The following is a 12,659-nucleotide window of genomic DNA, read 5'->3' on the forward strand; positions in this document are numbered from 1 at the left end:
GGACGTGGGCGGGGGCTGCGGGGCTGCGGGCTGGAAAGCCGGTGTCGGCGCCGGAGCGGGCGCGCGGCGCGCGAGCAGGTCCGGGTCCTCCGGATCCAACACTTCAATCTGCGTCCAGACGGCGTCGGCCTCGGTGAGCCGGCCGCGCTCCTGGTGGATCTTCGCCAGCTCCTTGTAGACGGACACCGTCTTGGAGGTCTGCCCCAGCCCCTGGAACGCCTGGGCCAGGAGCGTGAGCGTCTCCACGTCGCGGCCGTCCGCCTTGAAGCACACCTGCAGCTTCGCCAGCGCGCGCTTCTGGTCGCCGCGCTGCAGGTACGAGACGGCCAGCTCCTTGGCGAGCGGGATGTTCTCCGGCTCCAGCGAGGACAGGCGCTCGGCCACCCGCAGCCAGTCATCCGCGCGGGCGTTGCGCTTGAGGTACTCGGCGGCCCGCTTGAACTCCTGCGCCGCCTCGCGCGACATGCCCTCGCGCGCGTACAGCTCCGCCAGCTTGATCTTCGACGCCACGTTCTCCGGGTCGAGATCCACCATCTTCTTCAAGGTATCGAGGGACGCCTTCGTGTCCCCGGCCTTGTCGTAGTGGTTGGCGACAATCTGGAAGTAGGCCATCGCCTCGGACATGAGTCCGAGCTGCTGGTGCAACTCCGCCAGCTTGAGGTTCACCTCGAGCAGGTTCGGGTTGAGCTTGAGGACCTGCTTGTAGAGGGCAACGGCCTTGAGGAAGAAGCCGTCGGAGGAGTAGCTCTCCGCGACCTTGGTGAAGAAGTGCGCCGCCTGCGCGTTGTCGTTCTTCTTCTGGTACAGCTCCCCCATCTTCTGGAGCACCCGGATGTCCTTCGGGTCGACCTCCAGGACCTTCTGGTACTCCTTGATGGCCTTGTCGTAAGCGCCCTTCGCGACGAGCTTCGCGGCGGCTTCGATGATCTTGTTCTTGTCCATCGAGCGGTGGGCTTCCGGCAGGCCGAAACCCCTTGAACTTCGCGGGTTTCCATCCTCAGTGGTGGGGAGTGTCGGAGGCTAACGGAAAGCTCCGACGCGGGTCAAGAAACAGCCCGGCTCCCCCCGGTGCCAGATCACCTGCTCGCGTGCCCCCTGCTCGGGCAGGAGACACGGTAGGTGGACATGCGCTACAGCGGACTACGGCGTCTCTTCGACGGCCTTCTTCAGCCGGCGGTGTCCCGTCTCGCTCGCCAGCAGGCGCTCGACGAAGCGGGTGTCGTACTGGCCTTCCTGGAAGGACTCCTCCGCCAGTGCGGCCCGGTGGAACGGGATGTTGGTGCGGATGCCCTCCACGACGTACTCGCCCAGGGCCCGCTGCATGCGGCGGATGGCCGTCTCGCGGTCCTCCGCGTAGACGATGAGCTTGGCCAGGAGGCTGTCGTAGTACGGCAGCACCGTGTAGTTCTCGTAGGCCGCCGAGTCCACGCGCACGCCGTAGCCGCCCGGCACGCTGTAGCCCGTAATCTTGCCCGGCCACGGCGCGAAGGTGATGGGGTCCTCGGCGTTGACGCGGCACTCGATGGCGTGCCCGCGAATCTGGATGTCCTCCTGCTTGAAGCGCAGGGGGTGGCCGTAGGCCATGCGGATCTGCTCACGGACCAGGTCGATGCCGGTGACGAGCTCCGTCACCGGGTGCTCCACCTGGATGCGCGTGTTCATCTCCATGAAGTAGAACTCGCCGCGCTCGTCGAGCAGGTACTCGATGGTGCCCACGTTGTTGTAGGCGAGCTTCTTCATCGCCGCGACGGACACCTCGCCCATGCGCTGGCGCAATTCCGGCGTGAGCGCGGGGGACGGGCTCTCCTCGATGAGCTTCTGGTGCCGGCGCTGCACCGAGCACTCGCGCTCGTTGAGGTGGATGATGTTGCCGTGCTCGTCCGCGGCAATCTGGATTTCGATGTGGCGCGGCTTCTCCACGTACCGCTCGATGTAGAGGTCGCCGTTGGCGAACGAGGCGATGGCCTCCGCCTGCGCGGTGGAGAACGCCTGGGCCAGCGCGCTCGGCTCGCGGACGATCTTCATCCCCTTGCCGCCGCCGCCGGCGGCCGCCTTGAGGATGACGGGGAAGCCAATCTCCCGGGCGAAGGCCTCCGCCTCGCGCGGGTCCTTCACCGTGCCCGGGCTGCCGGGCAGAAGCGGCAGCCCCGCCTCGCGCGCCGCCTGCCGCGCCCGCACCTTGTTGCCCATCAGCCGCAGCATCTCCGGCCGCGGGCCGATGAAGCGGATCTTGCAGTTCTCGCACACCTCCGCGAACTCGGCGTTCTCCGACAGGAAGCCGTAGCCCGGGTGGATGGCGTCCGCGCGGGTGATTTCCGCGGCGGACAACAGCTGCGGGATGTTGAGGTAGCTCTCCTTGGACGCCGGCGGGCCGATGCACACCGCCTCGTCGGCGAAGCGCACGTGCAGCGCGTTGGCGTCCGCCGTCGAGTGCACCGCCACCGTGGCGATGCCCAGCTCGCGGCAGGCGCGGATGACCCGCAGGGCAATCTCCCCGCGGTTGGCAATCAGCACCTTCTTGAACACGGGGGCGTCTCCGTCAGGCCATCTCGGGCAGCGCCCCACCCGCGCACCACGCGGGCGGGGCAGCGGACCCTCAGGCCGGCTCGATGCGGAACAGCGCCTGGCCGAACTCCACCGGGCGGCCGTTCTCCACGAGAATCTCCGCCACGCGGCCGGAGACCTCGGACTCGATTTCGTTCATCAACTTCATCGCTTCGATGATGCAGAGCACCTGGCCCTTCTTCACCACCGTGCCCACGTCCACGAACGGGGGCTGGTCGGGCGCCGGCGTCCGGTAGAACGTGCCCACGAAGGGGCTCGTCACCTGGTGGCCCGGCTTCTCCGCGGCGGGCGCGGGAGCGGCGGCCGCCGCGGCCGGAGCCGGAGCGGGCGTCGCCACGCGAGGCGCGGCGGGGGCGGTGTACTCCACCGCCGGGCTGGCCTGCACCGCGGCCGGCGCGGCGTGGTGGACGATGGTGGTCTCCGGGCCGTGGCCGCGGCGGATGAAGAGCTTCTCCTCCCCGCGCTTCCACACCAGCCTCGTCACGTCCGAGGCCTCCAGGATCTCCACGATCTGCCGCAGGGCGTCCACGTCCAGGGACGTGTTGCCCGCATCGCGCGCGCCACCGGAGGCGGCCTGCGTGCCCACGGGCTCGGCCGCCCGGGTCGACTTGCGCTTCGTTGCCATGTCTCGCGTCCCCTCCGTCCGAAGTCGCCGTGCGCGGCGGGCTAGCCGCCGGTGGCCACGCGCGTCAGGTACTTGCCGTCACGCGTATCAATCTTGAGCACATCGCCCTCGTTGATGAAGAGCGGCACGCTGACGGTGTAGCCCGTCTCCAGCTTGGCGGGCTTGAGCGCGCCAGACACCGTGTCGCCCCGCACGCCCGGGTCACATTCGGTGACCTTCAGGTCCACCGAGTTGGGCAGGTTCACGGCGATGGCCTTGCCGTTCCAGAAGACCACCGAGACGGTGATGTTCTCCTTCAGGAAGTTCTTCGCCTCTCCGAGCACCTTCTCACCGAGGAAGGTCTGCTCGTAGTTGCGGGTATCCATGAAGTAGTAGTCCTCGCCCTGGACATACAGGAACTGCATGTCCTTCTCCTCGATGTCCGGGACCCCCACCTTGTCGCCGGACTTGAGGGTGGGCTCCAGGACGCGCCCCGACAGGAGGCTGCGAATCTTCGTGCGCACGAAGGCGGAGCCCTTGCCGGGCTTCACGTGCTGGAAGTACTCGATGACGAACGGCTCACCGTCGATTTCGATCTTCAGACCATTGCGGAACTCGGACGTGTCGACAAACCCGGCCATGGGGACCCGCTCCTTCACACTCGAAGCTACGAAAGCTTGAAAAGTCGGGGGTGTGTAGCCCATGCCCCCCTTGCAAGGGAAGGGGAAAGGAGCGCCGGGTTGCGTCGTCCGGGTGCCTGCCGTCCAGGGCGAACGGCTAGAGTTCGGCGCGCACCTTGGGGGCCGTCACGCGCAGGACATAACGGCCCTTGCCGTAGTTGCCGTCCGCGCGCAGGGCGAGCACCAGGAAATATTCCGGCGACACCAGCCGCATCACGGTCAGCACCTTCTCGCTGTTGACGCTCACCTCGCTCACCGCGCCCGTCTTGAGCACTTCCGCCGCGTTGCGCAGCTGGGTGAGCAGGTTGGCGTATTCCACCCAGGCCCCGCCCAGGTCCAGCTCGGACGCCTCCTCCCGTTGGAAGGTCTCCACGGAGATGCCGTCGAAGCCCATCACGCTGCAGGCGAGGGCTCCGTCGACCTGGTTGACCACCGACTCGAGGTGCGTGCGGAAGGACATGGGCTCAGGGTTCCAGGGAAGGGGCCTTCAAGGAGCGGGCGCGGAGGCGGGCCTGCAGGTGACGGCGTAGTTGTCCTGCCCGCCGGGCTGACCGCAGGGGCCGCCGGTGGTGGGGTCGGGCTCCTGGCCCGCATCACACGTGTTCAGGTTGAACACGTAGATGGGAAAGGTGAGCCCGTTGGACTCCACCCGGGCGCCAGCGCCCGTCTTGCCCACCACCCTCACGGTGACGTCGAGCTGGACGGGCTCCGTCCCCGCCTCGCGCTGCAGCGTCTGAGCGGCCTCGGGGCCGATGAGGTCCACGAACAGCTGGGCGCCCGCGTTCTGGAAGGTGCCCCCGCCCACGGAGGCGAAGTAGGAGTACGAGTCGTCGTCGATGCTGAACTCCCCGTCCGGCTGGTCGTAGCTCAGCTCCACGTCCGAGATGTAGATGATGTTCTCGTTCGGGGAGTTCAACGGGAGTTCGGAGACCTCGATCTCGGTGAACGCCAGGGTGGACGAGACGTTCAGCCCCAGCATGTAGCCCGCGCCGGCGGCGACGTTGAGGAGGCCCGTGGCGAGCTCGGTCGTGCCCGTGGCGCCGCCCGCCGTGCAGGTGGCGGAGGGGGTGAACTTGCTGGTGATCTGCAGGCCCGCCGGAGCATCGGCACAGGCGGACAGGGCGAGCGCCAGCGGCACGAGAAGGGAGTAGTTCTTCATGGTGACCTCTACAGGCTCTGCGCGATGGTCTGCCGGTTGAGGATGCGAGGCGTGATGAAGATGAGCAGCTCCTGCCGATCATCGCGCTCCGTGTGGTTCTTGAAGAGCAGGCCCAGCACCGGGATGTTCGCCAGGAACGGCACCCGGGAGGTGGCGGTGCTGCCGCGGCGCACGTAGATGCCGCCGATGACGGTGGTATCGCCGTCCTTCACGAGCACCTGGGTGTTGGCCTCCTTGCGCTGGATGGACGGCTGGCCGTTGGCGCCGGTGCTGCCGGGGTCCGGCTGGTTGTTGGCGGCGTTGATGGACATCAGGATGCTGCCGTCCTGGGTGATGTGCGGCGTCACCTCGAGCGACAGGCGGGCCTCGATGAAGGTGGTGTTCACGCCCTGCGCGGACGTCTGGCTGAAGGGAATGGACACGCCCTGGCTGATGCGGGCGGTGTTGTTGTCCAGCGTCGTCACCTTGGGCGCGGAGATGGTCTTCACCGTGCCCTCGTTCTCCGCCGCGGACAGCCGCAGGTTGAGCTGCAGCGCGCCGCCGGCCGACCCGAAGGTGAAGCCCAGCGCGCCACCGACACCCTCACCCACCGAGGCCGGCAGGTTGACCGCGAAGTTCGGGTTCTCCGGCAGGCCGAACGCGCCGCCACCGGCGCCGCCGGTGACACCCACGGTCTGCGGGAAGATGAGACCGGTGGGGTTGCCGGTGGCGGAGCCCGCCCGGGCCTGACCACCCCACTGCACGCCGAGCTGCCGGGTGAAGGTCGTGTTCGCCTCCACGATGCGGCTCTCGATGAGCACCTGCGGCGTCTGCGTGTCCAGGCTGCGCACCAGCGCGCGCGCCTTCTCCGTGTTGGCGCGCACGTCCTTGACGATGAGCACGTTGGTGCGCTGGTCCACGGTGACGGAGCCGCGGTCGCTCAGCACGTCCTTCACCCGCGCCGACATGTCCGCGGCCACCGCGTAGTTGACGGGGATGAGGTTGACCAGCAGCTCCTCCTGCTGCTGCTGCGACTTCTTGCGCTCCGAGCGCAGGCGCGCCTCCTCCTCCAGCGTCTTCAGCGGGGCGATGCGGATGATGTTGCCGAACTCCTCCTTGCCCAGCTGCTTCGTGCGCAGGATGAGGTCCAGCGCCTGGTCCCAGGGCACGTTGCGCAGGCGGATGGTGACGCGGCCACCCACGTCGTCCGCCACCACGATGTTGCGCTTGGAAATCTCCGCGATGACGCGCAGCAGGTTCTGGATGTCGATGTCCTTGAACTCGAAGGAGACGCGCTTGCCGCGGTAGCGGGCCTGCTGCGGCGCGCCCTCGGCGGCGTAGGCCGGCGCCTCGGCGGTGAAGCCCGCGGTGCGCTGGGCCACGGCCACCTGGTCCGTCTTCACGCCCTGCACGTCCAGGCGCCAGGACAGCGTGTTGCCGTTCTGCGACACCTTCTCCTCGATGGCGCCGTCGGCGGCCACCACCACGCGCACCTTGCGGCCCTCACCCGGCACGCTGAAGGCGCTGATCATCTTCACCGGCGTCTCCAGCGCGCTGGTGTCCAGGCTGCGCTCGAGCTTCTTGAGCAGGCGCGCATTGTCCAGCGTGAGCACCGCGCTGCGCGGGTCCGGACGGTCCACCTTCCAGGCCGCCGTGCCGGACAGCTTCATCACCACGCGGCCACCCGCCTCGCTCTCCTCGAAGGTCAGGTCCTTCACCTCCACCGTGGACGCCGTCGCGGGCGCCGCGGGCGTGGGCTCGGGCACCGAGCGCAGGGGCTGCACCTCGGACACCGAGGCCACCACCTCCGTGGGCTCCGGCGCGGGCGCGGCCTTGCGAGCCACCGCGCCGCCCAGCACCACCTCCAGGCCGCGAGCGGCCCGGTCCACGCGGTAGGCCGGCATCTGGCCACGCACGTCCAGCACCAGGCGCACCTTGTCCGAGTGGGCGCCCACGCGCACCTCCTTCAGGGCGCCGTGGCTGACGCGCGGCGCGCGCGCCGACAGGCCCACGCCGTACAGGTCCACCGCGAGCCGCGGCGGGTCCGCCAGCTCCAGCACCTCGTAGCGGGCGATGTCGCCGTCCGCGCGGATGCGCAGCGTGTCGTCGGCGAAGGCCAGGCCGGTGATGCGGCGGGCCGGCTGCGCCACCTCGCGCTCGTCGGCCTCGGCGGCCACCACGTTCTCCGGCAGGGCCGGCTTCGCGGCGGGCGCCGGGGTCGGCTCGGCGGCCTTCGGGGCCTCGGCCACCACCGGGGCGGGCGCGGCCTTCACGGCGGCGGGAGCCGCCACGGGCGCGGCCACCACCGCGGGCGCCTTGACGGCCTCGGGCTCGGCGCGCTTCGCCTCCGCGGGCGCGGCCGGCGCCGCGGCGGCACCGTCCACCGAGATGACCACGCGGTTGCCGTCCGCGCGGACGTCGTACTGGGACGCCTTGTCCAACGCCAGCAGCACCCGGCCGACGCTGGCGCGCTCGTCCGAGAACTGCGAGGCGACCACGCCCGCCACGGGCCCGGCGCCGTCATGGTGGCCCTTGATTCCCGTCGCATCCGCCGACGAGAGGTCCACCACGAGCCGCTCCGGTCCGCTCAGGCGGAACACGGTAAAGGTGGGTGGCCGGGTCCCGGTCACCACCACCTGGGCACCCGAGCCCGTGCGGGACACATCCAGGTCCCGCAGCGTATTCAGCTCGGCGCCTTCTACCCTGGCACCTGCAAGTACGACGGCCCACACGGCCGCCAACATCCACTTGCCCCTCGTCACAGCGCTCTTCTCGAGCATGCGTCCCCTCAACAAGTTGGAAGCGGGCGACCGCCCGCGGGAGCGCCTTGGGGCGCTACTCCCCGTAATTCTTGCCCGTCATCATGTTGTAGGCGGGGTCCTGCTTATCGTCGGGCTTGAGCTGCAGCGTCACCGGATTCTTGATGATCTCGCCGTTGCCCGAGAAGACCTCCGTCACCGTCACGGAGTCGCGGAGGATCTGCGTCACCTTGCCACCCTGGCGCCCCATGCGGGTGTTGCGGCGCACGATGTGGCCCCGTCCGGCCGGGTCCTCGACCATGGCGACCGGGTTGGCGTCACCCGTGACGACCGCCACCAGCTTGAGCTGGTCCAGGTCGAACGCGCACAGCGGCTCGTTGCACGCGGACACGGGGTTCGGGTTCACCGGTCCCAGCTCATCCACCGGGCTGCGGAACGGGTCGCGCTTGCCCACCGGGTTGTACGTGTACACGTACGGCGCGGCGGCCTGCTGCCCCTCCGCCGCGGCGGGGGCCGCGGCGGCCGGCGTCGGCGCCACGAAGGGCGCCGCCTTGACGGGCGCGGCCGGAGGCGGCTCCTCCTCGCAAGCGGCGACCGCGAGCGCCAGCGCCACGGTGGTCATGGTGGACTTGAACGTCTTCATCCTCAATCCCCTTGTCGCCCCACTATGGAGGCGGATCAAGTTTTCTATTTCTTCGGCGTCGCCTTGGTCGCGTCGGTGAACCGGAAGGTCGTCGCCAGGAAGCTGCTCTGGAGGATGACCTTCTCGTTCTTGAGCGAGGGCGTCTCGAGCTTGATGTTGTTGACGTTGACGATGCGGCGCATGTTCGCCATCTCCTGAAGGAAGAGGGCGATCTCATGGTAGTTGCCGCTCACCGTCATCTTGATGGGGATGCGCGCGAAGAACTCGCCCCCGCTGACGAACTCGGCGTCGGGCTCGACCTTGGAGATCTCCAGGCCGCTCTTCTTGCCGATGTCGTTGATCTGCGCGAGCAGCTCCTCGATTTCCTTGCGCTCGGGCAGCTCCGTCAGGGCCTCGGCGAGCTTCTGCTCCAGCACGTCCATCTCGCGCCGGCGGTCGTTGAGGTTCTGGGCGATCTCGCTCTTCTCCGTCAGCTCCAGGTCCAGCCGGCGCCGCTCGGCCAGCTGGATGGTGATGTTGTCCTCGGTGGGCTGGATGGCGAGGAAGTAGTTGGCGGCCGTCATCAGAATCACGGCGAGGCCCAGGGCACCGAACTTCGTGGCCGGTGGCGCCTTGGCGAACTGATCCAGGTACTTGTCCATGGCGTGGAGCCTCGTCAGATGGCGTAGTTGGACTGCAGCTTGATCTTGAACTCGACCAGCGAGGGCACGCCCGGCTTGGTGGCCTTCGTCTGCGACGCGTTCGTCAGGTCGATGTTGGTGAAGAAGGGCTTGACCTCGGCCGCCGGGAACTCCTCGACGGTGGCCTCGGCGGTGAGCAACTCCACGCGAGCCGTCTTGCTCTCACGGCGCTGGTCCACCAGGCGGCCCATGCCCTTGGGCGTCCACACCACGCCGTTGAGGCCGCGCATGAACTCGGCGACCTCGTCGTGGCTGACGGCGGAGCCGTCGATGGCCACCGCGTTGCCGGCCTCGGTGAAGGTCTTCAGCCAGACCTTCTTCGGGGTGGCGGAGGCGAGCGCGTCCAGCATGCGCACCGGGCCGCTGCGGCCCTTGCGCAGCGTGTCCAGCACCGCCAGCTTCTTCTCCACCTCGGCCTTGCGGGCGTTGATGTTCTTCACCTCGCCGATGACCTTCTCCAATTCGGCGATCTTCGCGCGCGTCTGGGTAATGCCCTGGATGTGGCGCTGCAGTTCCTCGTCGCGGTCCGAGTACCAGAACCAGTTGCCCACGCCGGCGCCAATCAGCACCAGGGCGAAGAGGACCAGCACCTGCCGGCCCATCTCGCGCTTCTTCACCGCCCGGACGGGCAGCAGGTTGATGCGAATCATCATGTGCGTCGTCTCCTAGGAGGTGAACCGTTCAGGACAGCTTGTCGCCCGGGCGCCGCAGCGCCAGCCCCACGGCCACCGCCGCCATGGGCGCCACGTCCATGATGAACGCGGGGTCGAACTTGCGGTTGTCCACCTCGATCTTGCGGAACGGATTGAGGATCTCCACCGGCACGCCGGTGCGGGCCTCGATGGTCTTGAACAGCGCGGGAATCTTCGCCGTGCCGCCCGACAGGTAGACCTTGCTGAAGTTCGAGTCCGCCGCGGTGCCCGCGTAGAAGTCCAGCGAGCGCTGGATTTCACCGGCGACCTGCTCGGCCACGCTGGAGAGCACGCGCTCGACGTCCTGCGGCACCACCGAGTCCGCGTCCGCCTGGTTCCCGCCAATCTTCAGCGCCTCGGCCTCCTCGTAGGAGACGTTCAGCTGCTTCTGAATTTCCTCGGTGAACTGGTTGCCACCGATGGTGACGTCGCGGGTGAACACCGTCACGCCGTTGGCGATGATGTTGATGTTCACCACCGAGGCGCCCGCGTTGATGAGCACCACGGTCTCCTTCTCCGGGAGGTCGTAGTTCACCGAGAACATGTTCTGGACGGCGAAGGCGTCCACGTCCACGACGACCGGGGCGAGGCCCGCCTCGGACACGACGGTGGTGTAGTCGTTGATCATGTCCTTCTTGGCGGCCACCAGCAGCACGTCCATCTGCCCGGTGGCGTCATTGGCGCCGCCGTCCAGGATCTGCGTGTCGATGTTCACGTCCTTCACATCGAACGGGATGTACTGCTCGGCCTCCCACTGGATGCTCTCCTCGAGCTCATCCTGGGACATGCGCGGCATCTGAATCTTCTTGATGATGACCGAGTGACCGGACACGCCGATGGCGACGTCCTTGCTCTTCACCTTCAGCTCGGACATCAGCTCCTGCACGGCCTGGACGATGGCCGTGGAGTTCATCAGCGCGCCATCGACGATGGCCTCCGGAGGCAGCGGCTTCATGCCAAAGCTCTGCAACGCGTAGCCGACCTCGCCGCGCTTGCGCTGCTCCTTGAGGAGAATCATCTTGATGGACGTCGATCCGATATCCAGGCCGAGTGCCAGTTTGCCCTTCGCCATGCTTGACTCCGTCGAGAGGCGGCCAGCGTAACACCGGCCGTCAACCCCTCCTAAAAAGTGCCTGGAGCCCGCCTGCCCTCCGGACGGACGGGAGCCTCGCACCATGCTGCGCCGGGCCCCTCCCACACCGTCGCGGAAGCCCGATTTTCCGGCCCCGGGCGCGTTCCGTCAAATGCAGGCGGGCAGACGCCGTCCGCCAGCCCGCTCAGCCCCGCTCCGCCTCCGCGTCCGGGTCGATGCCGTACTCCTTGATTTTGTACAGCAACGCCCGGTGGCTGATGTCCAGGAGCTCCGAGGCCCGGGTGCGGTTGCCCTTCGTCCTGCGCAGGGCCGCGCGGATGTAGGACTCCTCCAGCTCGCGGATGGCGCGCTTGAGCGACAGGTCCGTACCGTCCTGTTGCACCGACCCCGCCGCCAGGGCCGGGCCCGTGGGTCCGGGTGGGGACGCGGCCCACAGCCGGTCGGGCAGGTTGGCCGGGAGGATGAGGGGCCCGTCCGCCAGCAGGACGGCGCGCTCCATGGCGTTCTCCAGCTCGCGCACGTTGCCCGGCCAGGCGTAGGCCGTGAGGATGGCCTCGGCCTCCGGGGTCAGTCCCTCCACGGGAGGCTCGCGGTTGAGCTCGCGGTTGAAGCGGGAGATGAAGGACCGCGCCAGCAGCGGCACGTCCTCGCGGCGCTCGCGCAAGGGCGGCATCCGCACGTTCACCACGTTGAGGCGGTAGTAGAGGTCCTCGCGGAACTCCCCCTTCTCCACCAGCTTCGTCAAATCCCGCAGCGTGGCGGCCACCACGCGCACGTCCACCTTCTCCACGCGGCTCTCCCCCACGGGGCGGATTTCACCCTCCTGGAGCACGCGCAACAGCTTCACCTGGGCGGACAGCGGCAATTCGCCCACTTCATCCAGGAAGAGGGTGCCGCCGTCGGCCTCCGCGAAGAGGCCGCGCTTGGCGGTGCGCGCGTCGGTGAAGGCGCCCTTGGCATGGCCGAACAGCTCGCTCTCGATGAGGCCGGAGGGGATGGCGCCGCAGTTGACGGCGACGAAGGCCATGGCGGCGCGCTTGCTGCGCGAGTGCAGCTCGCGGGCGATGAGCTCCTTGCCGGTGCCGCTCTCCCCGCTGATGAGCACGGTGGTGTCCACCGGGGCCAGGCGCGCCACCTGCTTGAGCACCGCCTGCAGCGCGGCGCTCGCGCCGAGGATGTGGCCGTCCGGCGCGGACGGGAGGCTGGCCTCCTTCAGCCGGCGGTTCTCCCGCACCAGCCGCTCGCGCTCCTCCGCCTTGCGGAGGACGAAGACGATTTCCTCCGGCTTGAAGGGCTTCTGGACGTAGTCGAAGGCGCCGGCGGCCACGGCCTCCAGGGCCTGCTCCTGCGAGCCATAGGCGCTCATCACCACCGCGGTGAGGCCGGGGTGCGCGGCCAGGGCCTCGCGCAGCACGCTGAGGCCATCCTTCTTGGGCATGCGCACGTCGCACAGCAGCACGTCGTAGTCGCGCGCGGCGAGCTCGCGCAGGGCCTCGTCGCCGTCCGCCACCGCGCGCACCTCATGGCCACGGTCGGTGAGCACCAGCGTGAGGATGTGGCGGATGGAGGGCTCGTCGTCGGCGACGAGGATGGTGCGGAAGAGGGACATGGCCGTCTCTTCGTATCATCCCCCAGCCACGCGGGCGGGGATAGCTCCTGGCCACCGGGAAGGCGCTTCCCCTCAGGGCAGGGGCAGCGACACGGTGAAGCGGGCCCCGCTGCCCGGGACGTTCTCCGCCTGGAGCCGGCCGCCCATCACCTGCGCCAGCCGCAGTGACACCGCCAGTCCCAGTCCCGTCCCCTCC

The 12,659-nt window shown here is 68.6% G+C and carries 13 protein-coding genes; all 13 read right to left on the reverse strand.

Annotation, left to right across the window (positions count from 1 at the left end):
• On the reverse strand, positions 1-942 hold a 942-nt coding region (locus tag HG543_RS44120), incomplete at its 3' end, for a tetratricopeptide repeat protein (protein ID WP_169350964.1).
• 198 nt (positions 943-1,140) lie between these two features.
• Complete coding sequence (gene accC, locus HG543_RS44125; RefSeq protein WP_169350965.1) at positions 1,141-2,526, reverse strand: acetyl-CoA carboxylase biotin carboxylase subunit; 1,386 nt, start codon at positions 2,524-2,526, stop codon at positions 1,141-1,143.
• A 70-nt stretch (positions 2,527-2,596) separates the two neighbouring features.
• Positions 2,597-3,190 (reverse strand): acetyl-CoA carboxylase biotin carboxyl carrier protein, encoded by a 594-nt coding sequence (gene accB, locus HG543_RS44130; protein ID WP_169350966.1) that lies wholly within the window; start codon positions 3,188-3,190, stop codon positions 2,597-2,599.
• Between the two features lie 41 nt (positions 3,191-3,231).
• The gene (gene efp, locus HG543_RS44135; RefSeq protein WP_169350967.1) at positions 3,232-3,810 is read right to left on the reverse strand and encodes an elongation factor P; all 579 of its coding nucleotides are present in this window, start codon (positions 3,808-3,810) and stop codon (positions 3,232-3,234) included.
• Positions 3,811-3,946: 136 nt separating this feature from the next.
• A complete protein-coding gene (locus HG543_RS44140) occupies positions 3,947-4,309 on the reverse strand; it encodes a roadblock/LC7 domain-containing protein (protein WP_169350968.1) in 363 nt (120 codons plus the stop codon).
• A gap of 27 nt (positions 4,310-4,336) precedes the next feature.
• Positions 4,337-5,008, reverse strand: coding sequence for a hypothetical protein (locus HG543_RS44145; RefSeq protein ID WP_169350969.1), 672 nt, complete (start codon positions 5,006-5,008; stop codon positions 4,337-4,339).
• A gap of 8 nt (positions 5,009-5,016) precedes the next feature.
• On the reverse strand, positions 5,017-7,767 hold the full coding sequence (locus HG543_RS44150; protein WP_169350970.1) for a type IV pilus secretin PilQ: 2,751 nt from the start codon (positions 7,765-7,767) through the stop codon (positions 5,017-5,019).
• Between the two features lie 55 nt (positions 7,768-7,822).
• Positions 7,823-8,389, reverse strand: coding sequence for a pilus assembly protein PilP (locus tag HG543_RS44155; RefSeq protein ID WP_171818330.1), 567 nt, complete (start codon positions 8,387-8,389; stop codon positions 7,823-7,825).
• Positions 8,390-8,433: 44 nt separating this feature from the next.
• Positions 8,434-9,030, reverse strand: coding sequence for a type IV pilus inner membrane component PilO (locus tag HG543_RS44160; protein WP_169350972.1), 597 nt, complete (start codon positions 9,028-9,030; stop codon positions 8,434-8,436).
• A gap of 14 nt (positions 9,031-9,044) precedes the next feature.
• Positions 9,045-9,722: a PilN domain-containing protein gene (locus HG543_RS44165; protein ID WP_169350973.1), complete on the reverse strand. Its 678-nt coding sequence runs from the start codon at positions 9,720-9,722 to the stop codon at positions 9,045-9,047.
• A 28-nt stretch (positions 9,723-9,750) separates the two neighbouring features.
• A complete protein-coding gene (pilM, locus tag HG543_RS44170) occupies positions 9,751-10,833 on the reverse strand; it encodes a type IV pilus assembly protein PilM (RefSeq protein WP_171818329.1) in 1,083 nt (360 codons plus the stop codon).
• Between the two features lie 205 nt (positions 10,834-11,038).
• On the reverse strand, positions 11,039-12,463 hold the full coding sequence (locus HG543_RS44175; RefSeq protein WP_169350975.1) for a sigma-54-dependent transcriptional regulator: 1,425 nt from the start codon (positions 12,461-12,463) through the stop codon (positions 11,039-11,041).
• Positions 12,464-12,535: 72 nt separating this feature from the next.
• The coding region (locus tag HG543_RS44180) for an ATP-binding protein (protein WP_246357736.1) at positions 12,536-12,659 on the reverse strand (124 nt) is incomplete at its 5' end.

Origin of the sequence: Pyxidicoccus fallax (assembly GCF_012933655.1) — a bacterium.
GTDB lineage: Bacteria > Myxococcota > Myxococcia > Myxococcales > Myxococcaceae > Myxococcus > Myxococcus fallax.

Coding starts and splice junctions, on each gene's coding strand:
- accB (WP_169350966.1), bottom strand. CDS start 3,190: ATGGCAACGAAGCGCAAGTCGACCCGGGCGGCCGAGCCCGTGGGCACG.
- efp (WP_169350967.1), bottom strand. CDS start 3,810: ATGGCCGGGTTTGTCGACACGTCCGAGTTCCGCAATGGTCTGAAGATC.
- HG543_RS44140 (WP_169350968.1), bottom strand. CDS start 4,309: ATGTCCTTCCGCACGCACCTCGAGTCGGTGGTCAACCAGGTCGACGGA.
- HG543_RS44145 (WP_169350969.1), bottom strand. CDS start 5,008: ATGAAGAACTACTCCCTTCTCGTGCCGCTGGCGCTCGCCCTGTCCGCC.
- HG543_RS44150 (WP_169350970.1), bottom strand. CDS start 7,767: ATGCTCGAGAAGAGCGCTGTGACGAGGGGCAAGTGGATGTTGGCGGCC.
- HG543_RS44155 (WP_171818330.1), bottom strand. CDS start 8,389: ATGAAGACGTTCAAGTCCACCATGACCACCGTGGCGCTGGCGCTCGCG.
- HG543_RS44160 (WP_169350972.1), bottom strand. CDS start 9,030: ATGGACAAGTACCTGGATCAGTTCGCCAAGGCGCCACCGGCCACGAAG.
- HG543_RS44165 (WP_169350973.1), bottom strand. CDS start 9,722: ATGATGATTCGCATCAACCTGCTGCCCGTCCGGGCGGTGAAGAAGCGC.
- pilM (WP_171818329.1), bottom strand. CDS start 10,833: ATGGCGAAGGGCAAACTGGCACTCGGCCTGGATATCGGATCGACGTCC.
- HG543_RS44175 (WP_169350975.1), bottom strand. CDS start 12,463: ATGTCCCTCTTCCGCACCATCCTCGTCGCCGACGACGAGCCCTCCATC.